This is a genomic window from Leucobacter viscericola, assembly GCF_011299575.1.
Taxonomy (GTDB): domain Bacteria; phylum Actinomycetota; class Actinomycetes; order Actinomycetales; family Microbacteriaceae; genus Leucobacter; species Leucobacter viscericola.
Map to the genome: position 1 here is coordinate 1,196,372 of NZ_CP049863.1, position 24,459 is coordinate 1,220,830.

At 62.1% G+C, this 24,459-nt stretch carries 17 protein-coding genes; 7 read left to right on the forward strand and 10 right to left on the reverse strand.

The window, feature by feature from the left end; genetic code table 11:
* The first annotated feature begins 33 nt into the window (after window positions 1–33).
* The 3 genes from G7068_RS05555 to G7068_RS05565 all read left to right on the forward strand — a co-directional run bounded on the left by G7068_RS05555 (window position 34) and on the right by G7068_RS05565 (window position 4,065).
* A complete protein-coding gene (locus G7068_RS05555) occupies window positions 34–2,001 on the forward strand; it encodes an MSCRAMM family protein (RefSeq protein WP_166290035.1) in 1,968 nt (655 codons plus the stop codon).
* Window positions 2,002–2,107: 106 nt separating this feature from the next.
* The gene (locus tag G7068_RS05560) at window positions 2,108–3,106 is read left to right on the forward strand and encodes an aldo/keto reductase (protein WP_166293015.1); all 999 of its coding nucleotides are present in this window, start codon (window positions 2,108–2,110) and stop codon (window positions 3,104–3,106) included.
* A gap of 77 nt (window positions 3,107–3,183) precedes the next feature.
* The gene (locus G7068_RS05565) at window positions 3,184–4,065 is read left to right on the forward strand and encodes an endonuclease/exonuclease/phosphatase family protein (protein ID WP_166290038.1); all 882 of its coding nucleotides are present in this window, start codon (window positions 3,184–3,186) and stop codon (window positions 4,063–4,065) included.
* On the opposite strand, the gene G7068_RS05570 is transcribed toward G7068_RS05565, so the two are convergent.
* The 4 genes from G7068_RS05570 to G7068_RS05585 form a co-directional block, all read right to left on the reverse strand.
* Window positions 4,053–5,042: an EamA family transporter gene (locus G7068_RS05570; protein ID WP_244304705.1), complete on the reverse strand. Its 990-nt coding sequence runs from the start codon at window positions 5,040–5,042 to the stop codon at window positions 4,053–4,055. The genes G7068_RS05565 and G7068_RS05570 overlap by 13 nt on opposite strands.
* 202 nt (window positions 5,043–5,244) lie before the next feature.
* Window positions 5,245–6,609 (reverse strand): MFS transporter, encoded by a 1,365-nt coding sequence (locus G7068_RS05575; RefSeq protein WP_166290040.1) that lies wholly within the window; start codon window positions 6,607–6,609, stop codon window positions 5,245–5,247.
* A 49-nt stretch (window positions 6,610–6,658) separates the two neighbouring features.
* The gene (locus tag G7068_RS05580) at window positions 6,659–7,102 is read right to left on the reverse strand and encodes a hypothetical protein (protein ID WP_166290043.1); all 444 of its coding nucleotides are present in this window, start codon (window positions 7,100–7,102) and stop codon (window positions 6,659–6,661) included.
* 36 nt (window positions 7,103–7,138) lie between these two features.
* On the reverse strand, window positions 7,139–9,889 hold the full coding sequence (locus tag G7068_RS05585; protein WP_166290045.1) for an SdrD B-like domain-containing protein: 2,751 nt from the start codon (window positions 9,887–9,889) through the stop codon (window positions 7,139–7,141).
* A gap of 284 nt (window positions 9,890–10,173) precedes the next feature.
* On the opposite strand from G7068_RS05585, the gene G7068_RS05590 reads away from it, so the two are divergent.
* Window positions 10,174–11,571 carry an RNA polymerase sigma factor gene (locus tag G7068_RS05590; RefSeq protein WP_166290048.1) on the forward strand — a complete coding sequence of 466 codons (1,398 nt, stop codon included), beginning with the start codon at window positions 10,174–10,176 and terminating at the stop codon, window positions 11,569–11,571.
* Between the two features lie 15 nt (window positions 11,572–11,586).
* Here the strand turns inward: G7068_RS05590 and trmB are convergent, their stop codons facing one another.
* Both trmB and G7068_RS05600 read right to left on the reverse strand, forming a co-directional pair.
* A complete protein-coding gene (trmB, locus tag G7068_RS05595) occupies window positions 11,587–12,324 on the reverse strand; it encodes a tRNA (guanosine(46)-N7)-methyltransferase TrmB (RefSeq protein WP_166293017.1) in 738 nt (245 codons plus the stop codon).
* Window positions 12,325–12,395: 71 nt separating this feature from the next.
* Window positions 12,396–15,632: a DUF11 domain-containing protein gene (locus G7068_RS05600; protein WP_166290051.1), complete on the reverse strand. Its 3,237-nt coding sequence runs from the start codon at window positions 15,630–15,632 to the stop codon at window positions 12,396–12,398.
* A 461-nt stretch (window positions 15,633–16,093) separates the two neighbouring features.
* Here G7068_RS05600 and G7068_RS05605 point away from each other — a divergent pair, with 461 nt between their 5' ends.
* Together G7068_RS05605 and aroQ are read left to right on the forward strand one after the other, a co-directional pair.
* Window positions 16,094–16,888 carry a hypothetical protein gene (locus G7068_RS05605; RefSeq protein ID WP_166287118.1) on the forward strand — a complete coding sequence of 265 codons (795 nt, stop codon included), beginning with the start codon at window positions 16,094–16,096 and terminating at the stop codon, window positions 16,886–16,888.
* Window positions 16,889–16,996: 108 nt separating this feature from the next.
* Entirely contained in the window at window positions 16,997–17,437 is a 441-nt protein-coding gene (gene aroQ / locus G7068_RS05610) for a type II 3-dehydroquinate dehydratase (protein WP_166290054.1), read from the forward strand.
* Here the strand turns inward: aroQ and G7068_RS05615 are convergent.
* From G7068_RS05615 to G7068_RS05625, 3 genes are all read right to left on the reverse strand, one after another.
* Window positions 17,434–18,369 carry a DUF1295 domain-containing protein gene (locus tag G7068_RS05615; protein ID WP_244304707.1) on the reverse strand — a complete coding sequence of 312 codons (936 nt, stop codon included), beginning with the start codon at window positions 18,367–18,369 and terminating at the stop codon, window positions 17,434–17,436. The genes aroQ and G7068_RS05615 overlap by 4 nt on opposite strands.
* 26 nt (window positions 18,370–18,395) lie before the next feature.
* Window positions 18,396–20,306 carry an AMP-dependent synthetase/ligase gene (locus tag G7068_RS05620; protein WP_244304709.1) on the reverse strand — a complete coding sequence of 637 codons (1,911 nt, stop codon included), beginning with the start codon at window positions 20,304–20,306 and terminating at the stop codon, window positions 18,396–18,398.
* A 69-nt stretch (window positions 20,307–20,375) separates the two neighbouring features.
* Window positions 20,376–21,263: a CPBP family intramembrane glutamic endopeptidase gene (locus tag G7068_RS05625; protein ID WP_166290060.1), complete on the reverse strand. Its 888-nt coding sequence runs from the start codon at window positions 21,261–21,263 to the stop codon at window positions 20,376–20,378.
* Between the two features lie 78 nt (window positions 21,264–21,341).
* Here G7068_RS05625 and G7068_RS05630 point away from each other — a divergent pair, with 78 nt between their 5' ends.
* Complete coding sequence (locus tag G7068_RS05630; RefSeq protein WP_166290063.1) at window positions 21,342–23,738, forward strand: ATP-binding cassette domain-containing protein; 2,397 nt, start codon at window positions 21,342–21,344, stop codon at window positions 23,736–23,738.
* Here G7068_RS05630 and G7068_RS05635 read toward each other — a convergent pair.
* Window positions 23,735–24,436, reverse strand: coding sequence for an IclR family transcriptional regulator (locus tag G7068_RS05635; protein ID WP_166290066.1), 702 nt, complete (start codon window positions 24,434–24,436; stop codon window positions 23,735–23,737). The genes G7068_RS05630 and G7068_RS05635 overlap by 4 nt on opposite strands.
* Between the last annotated feature and the right edge of the window lie 23 nt (window positions 24,437–24,459).

Sequence of the window (24,459 nt, forward strand, 5' to 3'; positions counted from 1 at the left end):
CGATTATTTGTTTCTCGCGCATACTATGTCGCTATGAAGTCTTTGGGGAGACGATGGAGTGCTCTGCTCGCGGTGACCGGGCTGGTTCTGAGTGCGAGCGGAACCTCAGCCTCAGCAGCAACAACGAGCCGCTGGGCCGATTGGACCGCGCTAACGGGATCCGGCGGCAACTACACGTCCTCGGTACAGATCTCGAGCACACCAGACATCTCAGCTCAGATGAACACTGATTCGCGCAGTGGCCAGGTGGGGGTGATCTCGGGAGCAAGCACCTGGTTGGCCCAGGGCACCCCCGTTGGCGCCAAGTACGGAACGAGCCGCGACCGCCCCTACCTCAATCTGCGGCCAAAAGCCGACACACCAGCCGGAGCTTCTACGACGACGTACACCTTCGCCCAACCGACCCCAACGAGCAACTGGACCTTTGTGCTTGGCGACATCGATGCCGATCAGGTGCAGATTCGCGCGATCGGCCCGGATGGCAATACCCTCAATGCCGCACAGCTCGGATTCAGGGGCGGTTTTAACTACTGCGCACCAGGGGTGACGGGCAAGCCCTCCTGTACGGGTAGCGCAAGTGATGTGCCCAGCTGGGATCCGGCAACACTTACCCTCACGGGAAACGCTGCCTCCCAAGACACGGAGGGGTCCGCTGCCTGGTTTGAGCCGAGTACCCCGGTGAGCGTATTGACGTTCGTTTTCCAGCGCCGCAGCGGACTGCCGGTGTATCAGACCTGGTTCGCCTCACTCGCGCGAGATGTTACGGGAACGGTTTCAACCCAGAGCGGCGATGGCAGTGGTGTGACGCTGACCCTCACCGACGGGAACGGGACCGTGGTCGGCACAACAACGACCGGTCCAGGCGGCACTTACGCCTTCCCCGGGGTGCAAGCAAGCGCCGGGTACACGGTATACGTGACCGCTCCAGACGGCATGATTGTTGACGGCGCAACCAATAAGCCAGCAGATCTCTCGACCAGTGACGCAGTTGTCGACTTTGCAGTGCGCGACATTATTCCGGTCGCGGTCTCAGGAACGGTGCAAGACACCGACGGGAAACCCATTTCTGGCGCGACGGTGACCTTTCCGGGAGGCAGTTCTGTGGTCACAGGGCCCGACGGAAGCTACCTCTTTGACGAGGTGCCGGTCGGCACGCATCAGCTGACAGTGGATCTGCCGGACGGCTACTCGATTGTGTCGAATCCCTCACCTATCGTGATTGACGGTTCCTCTGAGGATCCGGTCACCAACGCCGACTTCATCGCTGTGGCCCTACCAACCCTGTCTGGCACAGTCACCACGGCGGGGACGGGGACACCCGGTGTTCACGTCATGGTGACCGGGCCCGGCGGCTACACGGCAACCACGGTGACCAATGGATCTGGCGGTTATGAATTTCCAGGTCTTTCGAGCGGAAGCTACGTGGTTAGCATTCAATCTCCCGAGGGATGGGTACCGGTCGGCCCATCAACGCGCACACACGCGGTGGAGGGCAGCGATGTCAACGACGTGAACTTCGAACTCGCCCGTCTGGGCCTCGTCAGTGGCAAGGTCACGGCCGACGGCAAACCGATCGGCGAAGCGAAACTCACGCTATCTGGCCCGAACGACACTTCCACGGCAACGACGAATCAGGCCGGGGAATACGATTTTGGTCATCTGCAGCCGGGCAACTACACCATCACGGCGACACCGCTTCCGGGCTATCGGGTCTCTGGCAGCGCGACTCGCTCCGTGATCCTTACCGCCGCGGGCGAAGTTTTGACCGGCCAAGACTTCTTGTTGGCCACAATCGAGACACCTCCGCCACCCTCGCCACGCCCCACACCGCCCCCGCCCTCCAACGAGCCCCCGAATCCCGGCCAAAACACTGGAACGGGCAGGCTCTCCGATACAGGCACCAACATGTCACCCTTACTGGGGGCAGGAGTTGCCCTCTTTGCCTCAGCTGCTGTGGTGCTCGGGGCACGGTGGCGGTCACGCAGGGTAACCGGGCGTTGAGCCACAACGAACTAGGAGCTAGCGAGGAGTACGGTTGAGAAGGGGCCCAACCGACGCGGAGCACCCAAAACACGGCGACTCTCGACGGAGGATGGACATGACCGACATGGAACAGCGACGACTCGGTCGTTCACCAAAGCTGGCCTCGGTAGTGGGTCTCGGCACCTGGCAGCTCGGTGCAGACTGGGGTGATGTGTCGGAAGCCGACGCCTTCGCCGTGCTCGCAGCGGCGGTTGAAAACGGCGTCACCTTCTTCGATACCGCTGACGTCTACGGTGATGGTCGCAGCGAACAGCTCATCAGCCGTTTTCTCGACAGCAACGATCTGCGCGGGCGCATCACCGTCGCAACAAAAATGGGCCGCCGACAGGATCAGGTCCCGGAGAACTACAAGCTGGCGAATTTCAGGCAGTGGATCGATCGCTCCCGCGCCAATCTCGGGGTGGATCAGCTTGACCTCGTGCAGCTGCACTGCCCACCGACGCCGGTGTACTCCACCCCCGCCGTCTATGACGCACTCGACACCCTGGTCGACGAGGGTGCGATCGCCAACTACGGCGTGAGCGTTGAAACCACCGCCGAGGCACTTGAGGCGATCAAGCACCCGGGTGTCGCGACCGTGCAGTTGATCGCGAACGCCTTCAGGCTTAAGCCAATCGACGAGGTTCTCCCCGTCGCAGCAGCAGCGGGTGTTGGGGTCATCGCCCGCGTTCCTCTCGCCTCTGGCTTGCTGTCAGGACGCTACACCGCAGACACGACCTTCGCCGCGAATGATCACCGCACCTATAACCGCGCAGGAGAAGCGTTTGACGTTGGCGAAACCTTCTCGGGGGTTGAATTCGCAACGGGGATCGCGGCCGCGGGCGAGTTCACCTCTCTGGTAAATGAACTAGCCCCGCGGGGCACCTCACCGGCTCAAGCAGCTATTGCATGGCTCTGGCAGCAGCCCGGCATCACCACCGTCATTCCCGGTGCACGCAACGCAGAGCAGTCGCGAAACAACGCGCAAGCGGGGTTTGTGCCCGAGCTCGGTGACCAGTTCACCGCGGGTGTGCGCGACATCTATGACCGCCTCATTCGAAGTTCTGTGCACGGTCGTTGGTAGTCGCACCTCCACCCACGGGCAGCTCCGGCCCCGGTTCCCGCCGTCCACGCGTAGCGCTGACGTGGACCATTGCGATCGTGTCCGGTGTGCTCACTCTGTTGATTGCGCTGCACTCGGCGCTTCCGGGCTCCGTCGGCACCATTGTCGCGACATCCCTGCCCTGGCTCGGCTGGTTTCTCCCGCTCCTTGGAGTTGGTGCGCTTCTCGCGAGAAACAAACGAGCCTGGGTCTTTGTTCTACTACCAACCGTCGTGTGGGGCATCCTGGTCGGATCCGTGCTGATCCCCCTCGGAAACAACACGGCCTCCGCCCCCGCTGAGCGTCAACTCACTGTCGCCTCGCACAACGTGGAGGGGTCATCAAGTTCAGCCGCACAGTCGGCGCGAGATCTCGCCGCTACGGGGGCCCAGATCATCGCGCTCGTCGAGCTTGCCGGAGACGATCGCGAAGCCGCGGCCGAAGAGCTCGCGGAGTCTCACCCATATTCGTACACGGTCGGCACCGTGGGGCTATGGAGCGTCTACCCCTTAGAACTCGAGCAGCCTCTTGAGCTGGGCCTCGGGTGGAAACGAGCACTGTCAGCAGACGTCATCACCCCGTCCGGGGCAGTAAGTGTCTACGTCATCCACGCTGCCTCATTCCGACCGGGAGACCAGCAGGAGCGCGACACCATGCTGCAAAACCTGGGTGACCTGATTCCGAAGGATCAGGCCGAACGTGTCATCGTGATGGGCGACTTCAACGCCACAAGCTTTGACCCGGCGATGACAGCGATCCTTGACACCGTGGATGAGCCGCACCAGTCCGATCTATCGTGGGGATTCACCTGGCCAACGGATGTTCCCCTGGCGAGGATCGACCACATCCTTAAGCGGGGTTTCACTCCCCTGGAGAATCGCGTCTTTTCTGCAGGGAACAGTGACCACAAGGCCGTCATGGCGGTTCTTCAGTTCGACTGAGCCACAACCCGCTTTTCAACCGGCCGCAACTCCCCCAGCTTCACCGCCACCACGCCGAGGATCACAAGCCCGGCTCCAAACCATTGCAGGCCCGTCGGCACAATCGCGAGCAGCACGATGGGCCACACGATCCCGAACAGCGGCTCTGAATAGCCGGCAAAACTCGCAACGGTCGCCCCGAGACGGCGGGCGGCGGCAACCCCCAGCACATACGAGACGACGGTCGAGATCAGCACAAGTCCCGCAACCACGAGGAGCGGCGAGACCTCAACATTAAGGAGCACCGCAGGGTTGCTCGTCACGGTAAAGGGAAGCAGCCCAGTCGCGCTCACCACGATCAGGCCGATTGCCCCGATACCGAGTCCGAGTCCAACGAACGGGAGCGGCGGGATCCCGTGGTCAGCAGATGCCGCCGCAGCGAAGTAGGCCGCGTTGCCCACCGCCGCGATAAGGGCGAACAGGATGCCGAGCGGGTGAAGCCCACCACCCGTTGCCACTCCAGAAACCGCGACGAGACCAAGAACCGCGATGCCCGCGCCGAGCAGTGTAATGCTCGATGGCCGCACCCGCGTGCGCGCCCAGAACCAGAACACGAGCATCACGGGTCCCAGAAATTCAATCAGCAGCGCGAGGCTCGGTGGAATGAACTCCACCGCCATAAAAAACGCGAGCTGGCAGGCGACTACAGCGAGCAACCCAAAGAGCAGAAGGGGCGCCCACGCACGACGCACACTGCCCCACTTGCCGCGCAGCATCAGGATCGTGGGCACCGCGAGCACTAGCGCGGCGAAGGCGATCCGCAGGGTCACCGCGGCTCCCGGGCTCCACCCGGCAGACATGAGGGCACTCGCGAAGGTACCCGACAGCGCAAAACTCGCGGCCGATCCCAAAGCGAGCAAAAACCCGGCCACGGGAAAAGAACGCACTGCCGTCACGCTTGTTTCCTCACCTTCAAGGATCAGTCGCGCGGGGGTCACGCGGTGGAGCTATTCCTAGAAGCCTACTCGCCGCCGATCCCCCGCGGTGACTCGACGGCGCTCGGCCGCAAATCCATGGATGTGCGCATTCCAGCCGGTACTGGCATCTCAACCGGTCAGACTTGCCCCTCCAGATCCGGCTGATGTGTGAGTACCGGCTGACAGGATGGGAGAGGGAGAGGGAGCACAAGCACAGGCGCCCCTACCGGTCGTCGAGGGCCTTTCCGCCGCGATCCACGAGTCCCCAGGTCGCGGTGGCGGCGATCAAGAAGAACACCGCGAACACCACAAAGGTGAGACCGGCTCCCCCAGCGAGCAGCAGCACCGGCACGAGCAAGGGAGCAATGATCGAAGCGATCCTGCCGATCCCGGCTGCCCAGCCCGCACCGGTTGCCCGCAAAGAGGTCGGATACAGTTCGGGGGTAACCGCGTAAAGCGCACCCCAGGCGCCAAGGTTGAAGAACGAGAGTGCCATGCCCGAGGCGATGATCGCTGCCTCCGCGTGCACGGTGCCAAACACGACCGCAGACACCGCGGACCCCATCAAGAACACCGACAGCGTGAGTCGCCGCCCCCATCTTTCAATGAGCCAGGCCGCAACGGCGTACCCCGGCAGCTGCGCGAGCGTAATGATCAGGGTGAACCCGAATGAGCGCACGAGGCTGAACCCGGCATCGACGAGAATGCTCGGGATCCAGATGAACGCACCGTAGTACGCGAAGTTCACACAGAACCAGACCACCCAAATCGAGATGGTGCGGGATCGGAACTCGGTTGCCCAGAGGGCAGCGATCCTGCCGCCCTTGGCTAGAGGAGCCAGAGCGGGGGCGGGCTCAGCATCCTTCGGGCCGAGACTTGCCGCGTGATCCCGAACCGCCGCCTGCTGCTCAAACGAGGCGACGATCCGCTCGGCCTCCGCTGCGCGTCCTTTGCCGAGCAACCAGCGCGGCGACTCCGGCAACCCCCAGCGCACCGCGAGCGCGTACATCGCGGGAACGGCGCCGATCGCGAAGGCCCAGCGCCAACCGTCATCAGACACCGGGACAACGAAGTAGCCGATCACGGCCGCGGCGGTCCACCCAACGGCCCAGAACGCCTCGAGAATTACGATGAGCCTGCCCCGCATGCGCGCGGGCGCGAACTCGCTCACGTACGTTGAGGCGACGGGAAGCTCGGCTCCCAGCCCGAGCCCAACGAAAAAGCGCAGAACCAGCAGCGCGACGATGCCACCCGCAAGGGCACTCGCCCCTGTCGCGACACCGTAAACAAGCAGGGTGAGCGCAAACACCTGGCGGCGGCCGATCCGATCCGCGAGTAACCCGCCAAGGCTTGCCCCCACGGCCATGCCTGCGAATCCGATCGAGGCGATCAGGCCGCCCTCTCCCTTTGTGATGCCCCACTGCTGCGTGAGAGCGGCAAGAATAAAGGAGATGAGGCCGACATCCATGGCGTCGAGCGCCCACCCGATCCCTGATCCGGTGAGCACTCGACCGTGTTTGCGCGTAAACGGGAGAGCATCCAGGCGCTGTGCGATGCTCCGACCCGACCCTGCTGCGTTTTCGGTCATGGGTTTATCGTAGAGTGCGCGCCGCCCAAGCGCCCTCCCTTGTGTTCGGCTACGAACGCACTTCTATCGGATCTGACACGAGCGCTAGCGCACCGGGACCGAGCCGTCGTTGTTGCAGGTGCGCAAGCAACTCCTGGTGCTGGTGATACGCGTCAACGTCCCACTCGGCCTCCGCCATCGCGGCTTTCCACAGTCGCTTCGGTGTTGGATCGTCGCCACCCGCCGCTGGCTGGGAGTGTCGGTCGTCACGAACCACGTTATATAACGAGAGCAGAAACCTCGGCACGGCAAAGTCGACGGCTGAGGTGCCAGTTGGTTCCAGGTCTTCCATGCGCGAGGGAATTTCGTCGAGCGGCACACTATCGGCAACAAGCCGATCGTGCCGCCCGACAAACCCAAGCTGGTTGGCGCTCTCAGGGATGAGTTGCAGTCCCTCACGGGCCCGCTCTGCCCGCCGCAGGTAGGCGAGTTGATTGTGATTGACCCTGGTCATGTTTCCCTCCCCGTGTTGAGTTGCGCCTCACCACCATCAAACGCGCGAGCGAATAGCCATCCTGCGACGGGATTTCCCGATCACTAGCGCTGCCCCACCGGCTACGCACATGAGCAGCACTGACACCAGCATTCCCGCCAGGTCTGACGAGCCGGTCATCGCGAGAGGAGCGTCTTTTACCGTCGTGCGGTCGGTCGAGGAGCAAGCCTCGTCACCACCGGCACCATCGCACTCAGCCGCTTTCACCTTGGCCGTGTTGACCACGGAACCGTGTGCTGCGTCATTCACTCGAACCGTCACGTGCATCACCCGTGACTCGCTGGGCTGCAGATTGACTCCGGTCCAGGTCACACCACGGGTAGTGGCGTTGTATGTTCCGCCGTCCGTCGCCGAAACAAAACTGACGTTCGCGGGCAGCTTGTCGGTGACCGTTGCGTCGCTCACGCTACTCGCGTCAGACGAGTTTCCGACCGTGATGTCGTAGGTGAGGTTGCCGCCCGGGCGAACCGTGTCGGAGTTGTCCGTCTTCAAGATCCACACCCCGGCCGCCGTGCGGTCAATGTCGGTCGATTTGCACTCGTTGGTTGGGGTTTCGGGACGGTCCACACACTCGCCCTGGGTGGTAACGGTTGCCGTGTTGACGATCCGGGTGTCTCCGGGCAGCCCCGCGTGAACTCGCACCGTCACAACAATCGTTCGGGTTTCACCGGCAGCGACGTCGCCCAGATCCCACTCAAGCGCAAGCGGATTGTCGACCGAAACCACCCCGACGATTGAGGTCGAGATCAGGTCGACGTTTGCGGGCAACACGTCACGAACCTGAACCTGCTTCGCGGTGAGCCCACTCTTGTTGGAAACAATGAGAGAGTAATTGAGCAGCTCTCCGGGTTTCACGACAACTCGCCCATCGTCTTTGACGATCTCAACCCAGCCGTTGCCGGGTTCTTGCTTGTCTTTGACAAAAAACCCAGCGTCGATGGTGCGGTCGATGTAGTGAGCGGTGACACCGTCACTCGGCTCTGCCGGGGTGGTGTTGCCCTGCGCCACCCCGAGTTCGAAGGCCGATGTCCAGCCGGTCTTCTGATCCGCGTTTGAATCAATCTTGGGGTCGGTTCCCGCCGCTTGAGTGGTGGTTGTATACCCCTCTGGAGCGGCAAAGTGAACCGTGTATTGCCCCGCGGGGAGATTATCGAAGTGGTAGTAGCCGTTCGCATCGGTCAGCGTTGGCTGCACTTTTTCTCCGGCAAGATCGGTAACCGGATCCCCGTTCGCGTCAGCGAGGGTAACTGTGACCCCCGGAAGCACCTTTTCGCTCGGGTCTTGCAGGCCGTCGCGATTCGCGTCGATCCACGTGTAGTCACCGATAGCGAAGCTCTCGGGTTTGGTGACCTTTGTGACGGTGTTCACCAGCGAGAAGCGGAACGTGCCGTCGCTGACGACCTGGAAATCAACGGAGGTACCGTCCGCAGAAATGACGACGTTCGGGTTCGTGGTAGATGAGAACTTCGGTGCTTCCCACACGTAATCGGGCGTGTTTGTCGGCACGACCTCTTCCAGATGAACCGTGGTGCCCTCGGGCAGATCGCTCACGCCCTCGGCGGATCCCCCGGCGCTCAGGTTGATGTCGACGTCGTGGGGAGCGCCGCCCGGCTCCGTAATGGTTGCGGTCACCCGATAGGTCGTTGTGGAGGGCACCTCAGCGGCACCGTTTCCGGCGAGGTTTTGTTTTGCGATCACAAATCCGCCTCGTCCGCTGCCCTGCGCGTTGCCGCCGCCAACGGTTTTGTATTCAACCGACGTGCTTCGAGTGACGCCGTTGAGCGTTGCTGAGTTGTCAAACACATCCCCCAGAACAAGGTTGCCGGGGTGATCCACTGCCGTCACGTACGAGAGTCGGTAAACACGATCCTGCTGGATCGGCTGCTGCAGGGTGGCCGTAAATGAGTGCGCATCCTGCGGCACCAGCGCCCACTGGCTCGCCGCCACTCCGACCCAGTTCTGGGCGTTCCAGCCCGCCTGGCTTGCCTCGATGCTCTCTAGCTTCGGAGCCTGCGCGCCCGAGGTGACGAGGGTCAACCCGTTCGCAAACGTGTCTTGAACAATAAGCGGGTTTACCTGGCCAGCAAACGACCCGGGAACCTCAATGACCCACTTGATAGCCGAGCGTTCGGGGTTTGCAAAATAGCCACGCTTTGCAGGATCTGAGGGAACGGGACCAAAATCCTGCGGCCCGATTGCTGAGCCCTCTGGCAACGCCACAACCACGGGATTTCCATCAACAAGAATGCTCACGTTCGACTCCGTGGTCTCAGCCACCGCGTCAACACGAACCCACAGCGAACCGTGCACGTTATCGTGTGTGTCGACGTAGTCGCTCAGCACACACACGAGCTTGGGGCCGGCGGTGCTGGTGATCGGCGACAGGGTGCAGGTGCCAGCAGACTCGGTGCCACCGGCAACCTTCAGGTCGATGACACCGGCGGTTGCCTGGAAGGTTTTCGGCAGCTGCATCGAGAAAGTATCACCCGCGGTGGCGTTCAGCCCCTGCAAGCTCCAGTCGAGGTCGATCTGTGTGACCTGGCGCACGAGCAGCGGGGATCCCGGAGTTGTCACGTTAGTGATGACGACGGAGGCCGGGTCAATCGCGTGGACTTCGGCAGCTTCGGCCGATGCGCTGGGAAGGAGCGCGCCCGCAAACATCACAGTCGCTACCAGCACGCCCATCGCGGCTCGCCCAACGCCCTTACGTAAGCTGGAGGGTTTGCGCCTCGATCGTTCAAACTTCATGGCTGCCTTTCCTTGGATCCACGACTTAGGGGTTCTTGCTGGGGCAACTCGCTGAGCCGCAAATCTGCGCGCTCCACAAAGCCCCTCACACACAAGAGTTCGCATAAACCGTTTGGTTCCGATTTTTTGCAGGAAAAGTTTTGGCCTCCCCGGCCAGTACCCCACTGCCACAATAGGCGAGTTTGCCTCTCATTATCCGGTCGTATAGCCTGACCTCGCTTGCAGAGAAAACTTCGATGCCCCGTTCTGGGGCAAGTTTTACCATTGCCGGGGGGCGAATGATCGTGTCAGAAGCCAACATTGTGCTTGCTACTGAAGAGCAACTCACCGCGTTTTTTACGACGTCGCGGGCCGGGCTCGTGAACTTTGCCGTGTCACTCACGCACGATCGGGATCGCTCCGAAGACATCGTCGCCGAGGCGTACGTGCAGGTGGTCGGAATGATTCGAAGGGGCAAAGGGCCAGCCCCCGAAAAGCTCGAGTCATACGCCAAGGTGTGCATCAGAAACGAGGCATTCCGTCAGGCAAAACGCCACTCAACCGAGGTCCCCACCCCCTTCATCGAAGAACTCGCGGATGAGATGCTCGAGGCAGTGAGCAGCCCGGATCACGACGGCACGTGGGACGAAGACGCCGCCGCTCGCGCCTTCCAATCGCTGAGCGCTCGGTCGCAGTCGATCCTGCGCCTGACAACAATAGAGGGTTGCCGCGTCACAGAGATTGCAACGCGGCTCGGGATCAGCGAGCGCGCTGTGGTGAGCGCCGCTTTTCGCGCGCGCCAGGGGCTGCGCACCCGGTACCTCGTTGAGGTCACCAAGGAGTCACACACCTGCAGCGACACCCGCATTGATTACCTCGCGAGTTATGCGAGAGAGCAGATCTCAGCGCGACGGGAAGGCAAAATCTCGGCCCACCTGCAGCACTGTGCATCGTGTGACCAGACACTTCGACGCATGCGAGCCCTCAGGCTGCCGTCACTGGTCATCATTGGGATCGCGGCAACCGGCGGGGCTGCGCTGACTGACCAAGCCGGGTCGGCGCAAGCGGCCGAGCTCACGCCCAAGAACCAGGCTGCCGACGTGGTTCGTCGCGGGCCAGCTGTTTCAGCGCGCACCATCACGGGAGGTGCTTCGATCGTGGCACTCCTCGCGGCCGCGGCGTTCCTCCTTGTGTTTCTGCAACCGAACACTGGTGAGTCGCAAGCCCCACCGCAGGCGGCTTCGCAGCAGAGTCCATCAGCAGGCCCTGACCAGACACGACCGCCCAGCGACAACCAAGCTGACTCCGATGCGAGTCCCCGCGAGGCATCACCTCAGACACCTGGCACTGCAGAGTCAACAGAGAACAACCAAGCGGGTCTTCCAGACGGCATCCACAGCGTCGAGTGGAGCGACACTCCTGACAACTACGCAGCCGGAAACACGGGGGCACGCCTGCTGCTCTCCGTCGGGTTTGACCGCTCAGGAAACCCGGGAAACTACGACGTTCTCGTCACCCTTCCGGCCGGAGTACGCCTGGATCGCGCCTCGGCCGGCTGTACAGCAAACGGTTCAACGGTTCGCTGCGATCCGCCCGACAATCTGGTGCCGACTGACCTCTTCAAGTGGCAGTTCTATGTCGATCTCGGCGACAAGTTCTCGGGCGATCTGCCCACAGCGCAGGTCGTCAGACGCGCTGCCTAGCGGCGAAGGCCAGAACTACGCCCGACGGTAAGCGAGATCGCGGATCGCGCGCCCCTTCGCCGCACCCTTTTGTTCGAAGGCGGTAAGCACCCGGCCGTCGAATCGTTCGGCCCAGTCTCCCGAGAAGTCGCGCGCAAAATCGGGGGCCGCGTCGAGCACCTCACGCATCTGCTCGGCGTAGTCTTCCCAGTCGGTTGCGAGCCGCAGCATGCCGCCGGGGCGCAACGCCTGCGCCGCGATCCTCGCAAAATCCGAGTTCACCAGGCGACGCTTCTGGTGCCGCACCTTTGCCCACGGGTCAGGGAAGAACACCCACAGCTCGTCGACGGAACCTGCTGGCAATCCTTTCTCAAGGAGCTCGGGAGCATTCACCTCGGCCAGCCGGAGGTTCGTCAGCTCCGCAGCCTCCGCGCGAATGATCGTGCGTGCGAGGCCGGCCCGAAACACCTCAACAGCGAGAAAATTCTTCTCGGGGTGTTCCGTGGATGCGTGCAGGATCGCGTGCCCCTGACCAGATCCCACCTCAACAACAAGCGGGGCCTCACGACCGTACAGCGCTTCAAGATCGAGCGTGGATCCCTCAGCGACGCTGGTCGCGGCAAGTCCCCGCGGCACGTCGATCACGTACTTGCTGTGGTGTTCTGCCCACGCGCGCTCCTGCGACGGGGTCATCCGACCGCTTCGACGCACAAACGACACCGGTTTGTCTCGAAACGTGCTCGAATCAGAGTTCTTCTGTGTCAAGGGCTGCATGGGCTGTTCAGTCACCCCACAACGCTAACTGGGCCTTCGCGGCAGCGCAAAGTGTGCGCTGCCGCGAAGGGTCAGTCCTGAGCGTTGCTTGGCTCGTTTGAACTCCGACGGCGCCGCAACAGCACGAGCGTCGCGCCGACACCGAGAAGAACGGCCCCGGCAATCACGCTGCCCCAGAGCGGTGCGCCGCCCGTAACGGAGAGCCCACCGGTTCCGGGAGTCGCTCCCGGCCCCGTCGACGCGCCCGGGCCACCGGTCGGGGGCACTGTTGGCGGGTTCGTCGGCGGGTTCGTCGGAGGCGTCGTGGGCGGGTCCGTCGGCGGAATTGGCGGCTCTTCGGCCGCGATGAACTCTGCCTCGGTCGAGTTGTTGTCGAGCGCGGGATCGGGCACGGGGCCCGTAACAGAAGCGCTTACCGTGCCGGTCTCGCCGTCTGCCCCAAGAGTGAGGTGCAGTGGCAGTGTTGCCGAGCTTCCCGAGGCGAGCGGACCGGTTGAGGTGCAGGTCACGTCATCACCCTGAGCTTCACAGTTCCACTCCGGCGCCGCGGCGGCCGCAGGGACGTTCGCGTCGCGAGTGGTCGCCCCGTCGATGCTGAGTGGGAACTCAGGGGTCGAGGTCACCTTCACGGTTGCCGGAGAATCACTCGGACCGTTGTTGGTCACGGTCAGCGGGAGCGGAATCTCAGAGTCTGGAGTGCCGGTCTTACCGGTCATGCTAACCGCCAGATCCGACACGCTGAGGGTCACACCCACCGGTGTTGGCTCGGCAACAAACGCGGCGCCCGTGTCTTCACGCACCGCCGAGAAGGCGACGGAGTTGAAGGCGGTCTGTGCGGCGGGCACGTCCTGGCCAATCTGCATGGACCAGTCAAAGGTCGCCTGCTCCCCCGCGGGAAGTGAGGTGCCAGTGTCTTGCACAAATTTCAGCGCACGCACGGTGCCGAAGTCGCTCGGGGTCGCCGTCCAATCGTCTACGCAGTTGATCGCCGTTGGGTTCACCTCGGGGCGGCACGGGTTCGTTGACTCAGAGTACTCAACACTGAACCCAGCGGGAACCGTCACGGCACCCTGCAGCACCGGGGCGAACTGCGACCCGCGCGGAATCGATGCAGCAGCCGCGCTGACGCCGGTGTCACCAACGAAGGGCAGAATGTCGTAGAGCACGACCCCGTTGAGCGCCACGTTACCGGTGTTCGAGATCGGCAGGCGGTAGGTTACGTCGCTACCGGCCTCGGTCTTTCCGACGATCGGCGCGGTGACAAAGTCGGTATCGAGCGAGCCCTTTACCGAGAGGGTGGAACTCAACGAAGCGCCGGTACCCGTGGGAGCTGTCGCGGCCCCACGGAAGGCGATGGAGTTTGCGCTACCGCCGGGCAGCACACCGCGATCATCGCGCACAATGCCGTCCCACTGGGATGCAGCGGAGTCGAGCGGCACGTAGCTCGCGAACGGAGTGGTGCTAATGGGTCCACCTGCATCACCAAGGTACAAACCCGCTGAGATTTGGCCAGCGGGAGCCGTGGTAACCACGGTGCTTATAACAAGACCACAGTTGAGAGAGGCGTTTGGCTCAAGCGCCGGTGCTCCCGGCCAAGTGATGGTCAGCACGTCTTGACCGTCGACGGCGTTCTTTTCAACCGAGGTGGTCGGGTTCTCATAACCCGCCGTGGGGGTGCATCCCCACTCAGAACTGCCCCACTTGACTGGGTTGTCGGCGAGCTTTGTGCCCTTGGGAATAACGAAGGCAACGACGGGCTGAAGGGCCTTACCCCCGGGCGAACCATTGCCAATGTACGAGTTCCACTCCACGGTGTCACCGGGCCGGTACACGGTCGACCCCGAGGGCCCCTGCAGATACACACTCGCGTAGATGAAGGGATCAACAACCTTGTAGCTGCCGCAACCCGAAGCCGGGTACGTTGTGCCACTTGCTGAGGTGAGCGTCGCCGTTGCACACAGTTGCACGCTCGTCACAGCAGGGTCTGTTGTGACCCCGTTCAACCCGGTCGAGCGGCTCGACACCGGTTCGAGCGCACCATAGTCAATCTCGACGTGGGTGAGTTTCGCGTCTTCCGGCAGACCCAGTGTCTGCAGCGTCACCTGCTCGGAGTCTGAGGCGGTGTAGCTTCCAGTCGCGCCCGAAGCGGCCTTCCAGCGCAACGTTTCGCCAGCGTTCATGTACGTGCTCGTGAAGATAAAGGCCGCGGGCAAGTCAGCGGCAACATAGGCGTTCGCCGCAGCCGTTGTGCTGTTGTAGTTGTTCAGGTAGAGGCTGAACGAGTACGGCACACCCCTCGCTACGCTGTTATCAATGTAGCTGTAGCTCGAGGTGGATACCTGCAAGTAGGGCTGAATCTTCTCGACGAAGGTCTCGAGCATAAAGCTGTCATTGCGCGACACTGTCATCGGCTTACCCGACACGGACGTACCTGCACCCTCGGTCAGAATTTGGATGTTCTGGCGATCGTTGAACACGGTAGAGGGAAACCGCACCTTCATACTGACGCTTCGCTGGCCCGGTTGAAAGCTATTGTTGTTTCCCGGCAGATTTTCCCACGTCACGACGTTGCCGGTGACGTTACTTGCCGCGGGCTCCGCAGAGACAAACTGCGCGCCTGCGGGCAGCGTCATTTTGTAGGTCGAGAGTGTGTCAAGTCCTTCGACACCTACGGCAGAGGGATCCTGAAGCCCAATGTAGCCGTTGAAAGTGACATCCTGGTCCAGGTAATAGAAGAAACTACTTCCATAGAGCTGAGCCGACAGCGTGTGTTCGGGAGCGCTGAGGGTCATTGCTGCACTGGCAGTGCTGGGCGCCAGATTGCTGCCGCTCCCGTTCACCTGAACGTTCAGGGTTGCGCCGTCTGGTGTCGTCTGTGTCGTGGGGGTCATTCTGATGCCCAACGACCCTGTAGAACCCGCGGGCAAGGACGCCTTCATCGTGAACTGAGCGGTTCCGTCGAAGTCGACGCTCGACGAGGCAACATCGGGTGAGTTGGTGAGTGCGGGAGTATGCCACCAGTTGTATCCCCAGGAAGGTGCGCTCGCATCAACGTACTGCGGTAGCGGTACCTTGATGACCGCTCCCTCACAGGGGACCGTGCCAACACACGAGTATCCGATGGTGAAGCTCGCGTTGGTGCCGGTCTGAGCGCTGGGCGTATCAGCGGTAATGGATACCGTCAGAGACGCGGGATCGGCCGCGAACGCCGCCGATGTTCCGATATTTAGACCCGCAACCGCAACGAGAATCGCACAGACTCCCGCCCAGAAACGAGTGTTTTTAGGCCGCGAATAGGCAGCGGTCATTGAGTTCCAAACCCTTCATTGCATGCTGCTCACCGTCGAACTCCCCAAGTTCGACAGAAGCGTACATTCCCCTAGAAATAAGTGAGATTCCCCGATCTCACTCACGCAGCATTTCTCAGCCCAGTCCCCACTAGGCATTGACGAGAAATGTCAAGCTTGCTGAGCTTACATCGCAAAGCCTAAAATTTACCTAACATGTAAACTTCCAGGTTTAACTGAAGTATAGTTACCCAAACGGTTCGCACAACGGAGCACTGGCTTCGCTTGTCTCATGGTCAAGGAGGCCCATTTTGGACTGCCCTCAGCTTGCAGAAACAGGCTCTTCTGGTTCGCCCCTCATCGCCGCAGGAATACTTTTCGTTATTGCAGGTATCGCTGCCTACGTGATTGTGTCGCGTCACAAACTTAAGGGCGGAATCGCACTGCTAACCCTCTGCCTACTGGCAGGAGGAGTCACTATCATGACACCGCCTCCCGCGGCGAACGCCGCGACTCAGTGCCCTCCAACGGCGACACCAACGACACCTCCATCAACGACGCCACCGCCAACTACGCCACCTCCTACGACACCCGGCGTGGTAACAGCCGTCGATATCACAGGCGCCGACTGGACTGGTTCCTGCGAGGCCGGGGCCACTTCATGCGAGTTGACGGTAGATCTCTCAAAGCTCGCCATCTCGACAACCAATAAAGACGCGGTTATCGACTGGTCGACTTTTGCTGTGACCAATGTTCCGAGCGGCTACTCCTTTGGCACACCGACCTCCACTGGGGTGCTAACTGTAACGGTCAGTACCACTTCTCCCCCTAGCGCATTACCAAGTTACACACTTCGCGATAGCACGGGACAGGAATCAAACGTTGCATCGATTGGTCTGCCCACAATTCCAGTTCCACCTTTCCAGGGCGTCGATGTTGTGATGACTCAGGCCGAGTTTGACCCAGACGGATACCGCCTTTTTCTCGACATGAACACCGTCGGTCTCACACCTACTGCACCGAACGCAGTTGTCGATTGGTCCACTTTCGACCTGGATCCAGGCACCCCAGGCGTTCAGAGTTCGGTTGTCTTCCCAGCGGCAGGGCCTCTTGGGTCAGACGTTGATCTTACGATGTCGTTCGACACAAGCACACACGTACTGTCAGTTTGGTTACCCTACTCGACGGCAGTCGACTGGAGCAGAAGCTACGTTGTCTCGGACTCGCTCGGAAATATGTCGACTCCCGGCATCATAACCATGGCTGTCAACCCTTAAGCGGAATCATCTTGCGGCCACAGCTATGAGCGCCGTATTGGCGGTTCTTCTCATCTCCAAGAGGATACGCTTAGATGTATCCGCGCACAGACGAGTAGGGGCGAAACAATGACCAGGCAGATCCTGTTGGTGAATGGCCCGAACCTCAACATGCTCGGAACCCGCGAGCCCGAGGTGTACGGTTCCGAAACCCTCGCTGACGTCGAAGCGCTTACCGCTCGTGTCGCCGCTGAGTTTGGCCTGTCAGTGCGTGCGGTGCAGAGCAACCACGAGGGTGTGCTTATCGACGCGATCCACGCTGCGCGTGAGGACTGCGCCGCGATCATCATCAACCCGGGTGGGCTCACACACACCTCCGTTGTGCTGCGCGATGCCCTCTCTGCCGCAGCGCTGCCCGTTGCCGAGGTGCACATCTCAAACGTGCACGCGCGCGAAGAGTTCCGCCACCACTCCTACGTTTCGGGTATCGCGAGCTGCGTCATCGTTGGCTGCGGCGTGCAGGGTTACGAGTTCGCCGTGCGCAGGATCGCCGCGCTGCTCGCAGGTTAGTTCGTGTTCGAGGGGCTCGGCGATCCTCGCCGCGACTTCGGCAGAGGCACAAGAACCGACGTACTGGCTCGATAGGCCTGGTATTCGGGATCGTCGCCCCACTTTCGCTGCGCCTTCTCTTCGAGCAGCGGGATCCCGCTCACCCTGGTCAGCAGCACGATCACAAACACGGGCGACAGCAGTGCGATCCACTGCCAACCCTGCAGCGCTGGCAGCGCGATGACGAGCACTCCAACCCACAGCAAGATCTCACCAAAGTAATTGGGGTGCCGTGAGACCGACCACAGCCCCGACTGGATGAATTTACCCTTGTTTCCGGGATCGGCCTTGAAGCGGTTCTTTTGCAGATCAGCCGTCACCTCAATGCCGAAACCGACCACCCAGATGGCGAGCCCTACCCAGGTCGTCCAGTCGAGCGGGGCGCGTTCAGACGACGTGATGGAGATCCACGCGGCGGCGGCCGTGAGGCTTACCCACAACCCCTGCACGGTCCAGACACCCAAGAACCGAATCTTCGAGGTCTTGATCTCGTCGAAGCGATCGTCGCGCCCCGAGCGTCGATTGCGCATGAACAAGAAGCTGCCAAGGCGAGCGGCCCACACAATCACAAGAGCGCCGAGAATAATGCTGCGCGGATCCAGTCCCGGCGAGAGCACCAGCAGCAAAATCGTGACCGAGATATAGGTGAGTGCACCCGTCGCGTCGAAGTAGCGGTCGGTCTGGGCAATTGCCGCCGGAATGTAGGCGAGCCACTGCACCACAAACGCGGCGATCACGGCGAGCGCAAAGCCGGGGAGCGCACTGGATCCGCCGAGCGTCCAGCCGTGATGGCTACCCGCAAACCCAAGCAGCACCCCCAGCACAATGGCGATCACGATGAGCACCAACGAGCGCTTTATTTCTTTGTTCTGCGCCAAAGCTTTTTGCGTCACAGCGTTCTCCCCCATTTCCCCTGACCTCATCCCCGGTGTCCCTGTGAGGCATACAACTCTTCGATCACTTCGCCTGTTTGCTGCAGCAGCGCCTGCCGTTTCAGCTTCATTGTGGGGGTGACAAACTCGGCGAGTTGATTCTCCCCCACAAAGATCGCGGCCCACGTGCTCACCCGCTCCGAGGGCTGGCTGCCCGCGTTGGCCGCGTCAACCGCGGCCGAGAGCTGCTCGGTGAGGCGCCCGTCCCGGCAGATCGTTATCCCCGCCTGTTGCAGGGCAGCGGGCGGGGCGTCTCCGCGATCCCTAAACCACTCGGTCACCGCCTCCGCATCAACAACAAGCAGCCCGGTGAGAAACGGGCGATCAGTGCCAACAAGAACGGCGTGAGCCACGAGCGGATGTGTTTCGACCGCCTGCTCCCAGTGCTCGGGTGAGATGGTTCGCCCGGTGGAGGTGACGATCACGTGCTTCAAACGACCGACCAGCGTGAGCGAACCGTCGGTGCTCAACCACCCGAGGTCGCCGGTGCGGAAGTAACCGTCGACAAAAGCGTCAGCGTTGTGCGCGGGGTTGCGGTATCCGGCGAACACACCCACTCCCTGCGCGAGCACCTCACCGTTCTCGGCGATCCTGACCGAGTTGCCCGGCAGCGGCGGGCCAACAGATCCGGCAACGAGAGACCCCGGGCGCCCTCCCGTGAGTGGCGCGGTGGTTTCGGTGAGGCCGTATCCCTCGATCACGGGCACCCCAATGCCGCGGAAAAACCGCGCGAGTTCCGGGCGAAGGGTCGCGGCTCCCGAGAGCAGGTATTCGATGCGGCCACCCATTACCGCACGAAGACGCTGATAGAAGATGCGGTCAAATGCTGCTCGACGCAGACGCAGCGACAGCGGGGGCCGAAGCGTGTGATCCCGATCCGCCGCCTCGAGAAACTCACCCCAGGCGACGGCGGCGCGATGCGCGGCCCGCCACAGCGGCTGCACTCGCTTCTCACGGGCCGCGGCAGCCGCTGCCCCCTCGATCTTCTCGAGCACCCTCGGCACAACAACAAGAAAGGTTGGCTTCAGGATCGCGAGCGCCTGCACCACCTCTTTGGGGTCTGAAAGGTGCGCGATCCGCATGCCGTTCGCAATGCAGATGAGCTGAAGCGCTCGCCCCAGCACGTGAGTGAGCGGCAAAAAGAGGATCGTGTTTCCGGTCTCTTTGACGACCTCTGAGTAGGCGGCAGCGGTGTTCATCACCTGCCCCACCAGGTTGCGGTGGGTAATGACGGCACCCTTTGGGTCTCCCGTCGTGCCCGAGGTGTAAACGATGGTTGCGACATCGTCGAGGGTTGCGTGCTCTCGTCTGCCCTGCAGCTCGAGGTCTGAGATGTCGGTCCCTCGTTCGATCAGCCCCTGCAACGAGTGTTCGGATCGGTCATCCATGACCCACACCTGGTTGGGGGCAGACGGATCTTGTTCCAACCCAGCCGCTGTCATCGCCCGAGTGAGTCGCTCGCGGTGAGTCTCCGCCCCAACAAAAGCCAGTTTCGGCTGTGCGTCTGCAACGATCACACTGAGCTGTTGGACGGTAGCGGTGTCGTACACCGGCACAACAACAGCCCCGGCGAACAGAGCGGCCTGGTCGGCGACGGCCCACAGGTACTGCGTAGGAGCCATAATTACGACGGTGTCACCGGCATCTATACCGCTGGCGATGATGCCCTTAGCAAGGGCCATCACCTCGTTCATGAACTCCCGGGTGGTGACCTGCGTCCACGGCTCGTCGAGCGGCGCCTCTCGCTCGCGTCGTTCAAATGCGATGTGATTCGGGGCATCGTTGCCTCGCTGCACCAGCAAATCGGTGACATTTGAGATGACTTCAATGTCAACGCTCTGCGGGGCAGAGGCGTGCCTCGTAAGAGTCTGGCTGCTGGATTCTGGGTGGCTCGTCACGCAACGAGCGTATCGAAGACTCACTAGATAAGCTAGCTAGATTTTGGGGCTTGACTATTCGAGTGTGGATTATGGGAGCAGCGGAAATATGTTGAACAGGTCCGGGTTGTGGGCGTGGACAAGCACCGCAAACACGACGGCGTCAAAGAGCAGGTGCACGGTCACGACGTAGCCGAGCGAGCGGGTTCGCAGAAAAATGTATCCCTGCACGAGCGCGAATGGGATCGTGAGCAGCGGACCCCACGCGCGGTATCCGAGCTCCCACAAAAACGACACAAATACGACCGCCTGCAGCGCGTTTGCGAGCCACACCGGAAAATGGCGCAGCAGCAGGGCAAACACCGTGCAAATGAAAAAGAGTTCGTCCCAGATCCCGACCGCACCAACTCCCACAAAGAGCCGGGCAATAAGGTCAGGGCTCGTGACCTCCGGCCAGTTTTGATAGACCCCCGAGCCAATAAAGTAACTGGGCAGAATCAGCCACCCCAGAACCAGCACGGCCAGCAGCCAGCTCCAGTGCAGCCGACCCCACTTCCCGCCGGCACGCCACGGAAAACCCGTCGCGCGATCCCTGTAGATGTATCGAGAGATCAGGTAGGGCACAATAACAGCCCCGCCCAGCGCAAGCGTGAACTTCACCATTGACCAGTTGTCGAGGTGCGCCGCGAGCGGAATGAGTCGCACGATGGCGAGCCCCACCACAATCAGCGAGAGGTCCCGCAGCAGCGAGGGCGGCCGCTTTCCCTCTGCCATGTGGTGCTCGTGTTGAGACTCGCGCGGCGTGCCCCGACGCACTGAGAGCCAGGCAAGCAGCAGCCCGGCTGCGGCGAGCGCAATCCCGAGCCAGATCAAGTGCAGCACAAACCACGCGGGCGCGGCCAGACACACGATGAGTGCCGAGGCGAACTGCAGCGGGCGCACTTCGCTCACTCGAGCCCGAACCCCCGATTCACCCATGTCATGAGCCTAGCAATTCGGGGTCTTTCCGGCCCGTTCAAATCCCCTTTGTCGGTGGCCCGCGATACCCTATTTCTCATGAGCAATCACGAGCAGGCATCCGGTGTCGCTGCACTCCACCCCGCCGATTCCCACGACCGGATTCGCGTGCAGGGCGCCCGCGAACACAATCTCAAAAACGTGAGCGTCGATCTGCCCAAACGGCGCCTCACGGTGTTCACCGGGGTGTCAGGATCGGGCAAGAGCTCTCTCGTGTTTGCGACCATCGCGGCCGAATCGCAGCGTCTGATTAACGAGACCTACAGCGCCTTTGTACAGGGCTTCATGCCGAGCCAAAGTCGACCAGACGTCGACGTGCTCGAGGGGCTCACCACGGCAATCATTGTGGATCAAGAGCGCATGGGGGCAAACCCGCGCTCAACGGTCGGCACCGCTACCGATGTGAACGCCATGCTGCGCATCGTGTTCTCGCGGCTGGGCTCGCCTCGCATTGGCTCCCCCAACGCGTTCTCATTTAACGTGGCCTCGATCAGCGGTGCCGGTGCCGTCACCCTTGAGAAGGGCGGCAAGACCATCAAGGAGCGTCGCAGCTTCGAGATTCTGGGCGGAATGTGCCCGGAGTGTGAGGGGCGCGGCACCGTCAGCGACTTCGCCCTCGACGAGCTGTATGACGCAGAGAAGTCCCTCTCCGATGGTGCTCTCAAGGTGCCGGGCTTCAGTATGGACGGCTGGTACGGTCGCATCTTTGCGGTGATGCTGCCCATGGACAAGGCGATCCGCGACTTCACCGCCGACGAGCTTGAGACACTGCTTCATAAGGAACCCACCAAGGTAAAAGCCGACGGGGTCAACGTCACCTACGAGGGCCTGATTCCCAGAATTCAGAAGTCGATGCTGTCGAAAGACAAAGAGGCAATGCAGTCCCACATTCGCGCCTTTGTGGATCGCGCGATTGTGTTCACTGCCTGCCCCGGGTGCGATGGCACTCGCCTGAACGAAACCGCACGATCCTCGAAGATCGAGGGTGTCAGCATCGCCGATGCCTGCGCGATGCAGATCTCAGACCTCGCCGAGTGGGTTCGTGGCATTGAAGATCCCGGTCTGGCCCCGCTGATCGCGAAGCTGCTCGACACCCTCGACTCCTTCGTGCAGATCGGTCTCGGCTACCTGAGCCTCGATCGCCCGACCGGCACCCTGTCGGGTGGTGAGTCCCAGCGCACAAAGATGATCCGCCACCTGGGCTCAAGCATCACCGACGCAACCTACGTGTTCGATGAGCCCTCGATTGGCCTGCACCCGCACGACATCCAGCGCATGAACCAGCTGCTGCTCAAGCTGCGCGACAAGGGCAACACCGTGCTGGTGGTCGAGCACAAACCCGAGATGATCGCGATCGGCGACCACGTTGTAGATCTGGGACCTCGTGCCGGAGCCAACGGTGGAGAGATCTGTTTTGAGGGCACGGTCGAAGACCTGCGCGCCTCAGACACCCTCACCGGCAAACACCTCGACGATCGGGCACAGCTGAAGAGCAGCACACGCGCCGCGACCGGAACGATCGAGGTGCGCGGGGCACAGCAGCACAACCTCAAGAACGTTGACGTCGACATTCCGCTCGGTGTGCTGTGTGTCATCACCGGCGTTGCCGGCTCGGGCAAGAGCTCGCTCATTCACGGCAACGTGTCGGGCCGAGAAGAGGTTGTCGCGGTAGACCAGGGCGCAATCAAGGGTTCGCGCCGCTCGAATCCAGCAACCTATACGGGCCTGCTTGACCCCGTGCGCACGGCATTTGCGAAGGCAAACGGGGTGAAGCCCGCTCTGTTCAGCGCAAACTCTGAGGGCGCCTGCCCCGAGTGCAAGGGCGCGGGAATCATCTTCACCGACCTCGGCATGATGGCCACGATGGAAAGCCCCTGCGAGGTCTGCGAGGGCAAGCGCTTCGCGGCAGAGGTGCTTGAGTACAAGCTCGGCGGCAAGAACATCGCCGAGGTGCTCGACCTCAGCATGGCCGACGCGCGCGACTTCTTTGCCGCAGCAGAGTCCAAGGTTCCCAAGGCAGTAAAGATTCTCAGCGGCCTCGTCGACGTGGGGCTCGGATACCTCACCCTCGGGCAGCCCCTCTCGACCCTCTCGGGCGGTGAGCGCCAGCGCCTCAAGCTTGCGATCCACATGCTCGACGATGCCGAGGTCTACGTGCTCGACGAGCCCACCACGGGCCTGCACCTCGCAGACGTCGAGCAGCTGCTCGGCCTGCTCGACCGCCTGGTCGATGCGGGCAAGAGTGTCATCGTCATCGAGCACCACCAGGCCGTCATGGCCCACGCCGACTGGATCATCGACATCGGCCCGGGTGCCGGTCAGCAGGGTGGCGCGGTCGTCTTCGAGGGCACCCCGCAAGATCTCGTTGCGTCGAAGTCCACCATCACCGGCGAGCACCTCGCCGAGTATGTGGGGGCGGCGAAGGTTCCGGCCTAGGCTGAGACCAGAGCGGCGAGGGCATCGGCGGCCCGCGTCACGGCGCGACCCGCCAGCTCGACTCGCTCGGGACTCATACGAAACGTCGGGCCCGCAACACTCAGCGCTGCGATGATAGTGCCGCCCTCGCCAAACACGGGGGCGGCAACAACCGTCGCGTCCGGGTCATCAACAGCTTCTCGTACGACGTATCCGGTCTCGGGTGTCCGCTCGGCAAACACTTCTCCCGCCGCCGAACGGTCAAGTGACGCGGTCCGCCCGACCCAGCCGTCGAACCCAACGTGACGAATCGGTAGGGGGCTCTGCACCTCTCGCAAAAAGGTGCAGGTGTTCGAGGGAGTGGGAATAGCGAGGTAGCTCGACTCCAGAGTCTCTTCGGTGAGCTTCGCCATAACCGGCCCGGAGAGATCAAGAAGGTTCGAGTCGCGACTGGTCACCGCGGGAACGCGCGAGTCAATAAAGCGCGACCCGAGGGCGTACCTGCCATCGTCGGTGCGCCAGACATACGACCACTGCTCGAGCGCACGCAGCATTCTCATTGCGGTGCTAGCCGGCAACTGGCTCGCGCGAGCGAGATCGCTCAGGCCAATGGGCTCACGCTCGGCCACCAGAGTCAGAATCTCAAGTGCACGATGCACCGACTGGGGTCCGTGCGCTGTGGCTGAAGCCACCGAAGCGACTTCATTTTCTTCGGGCACCGCCGACCTCCTCATCATGAGGG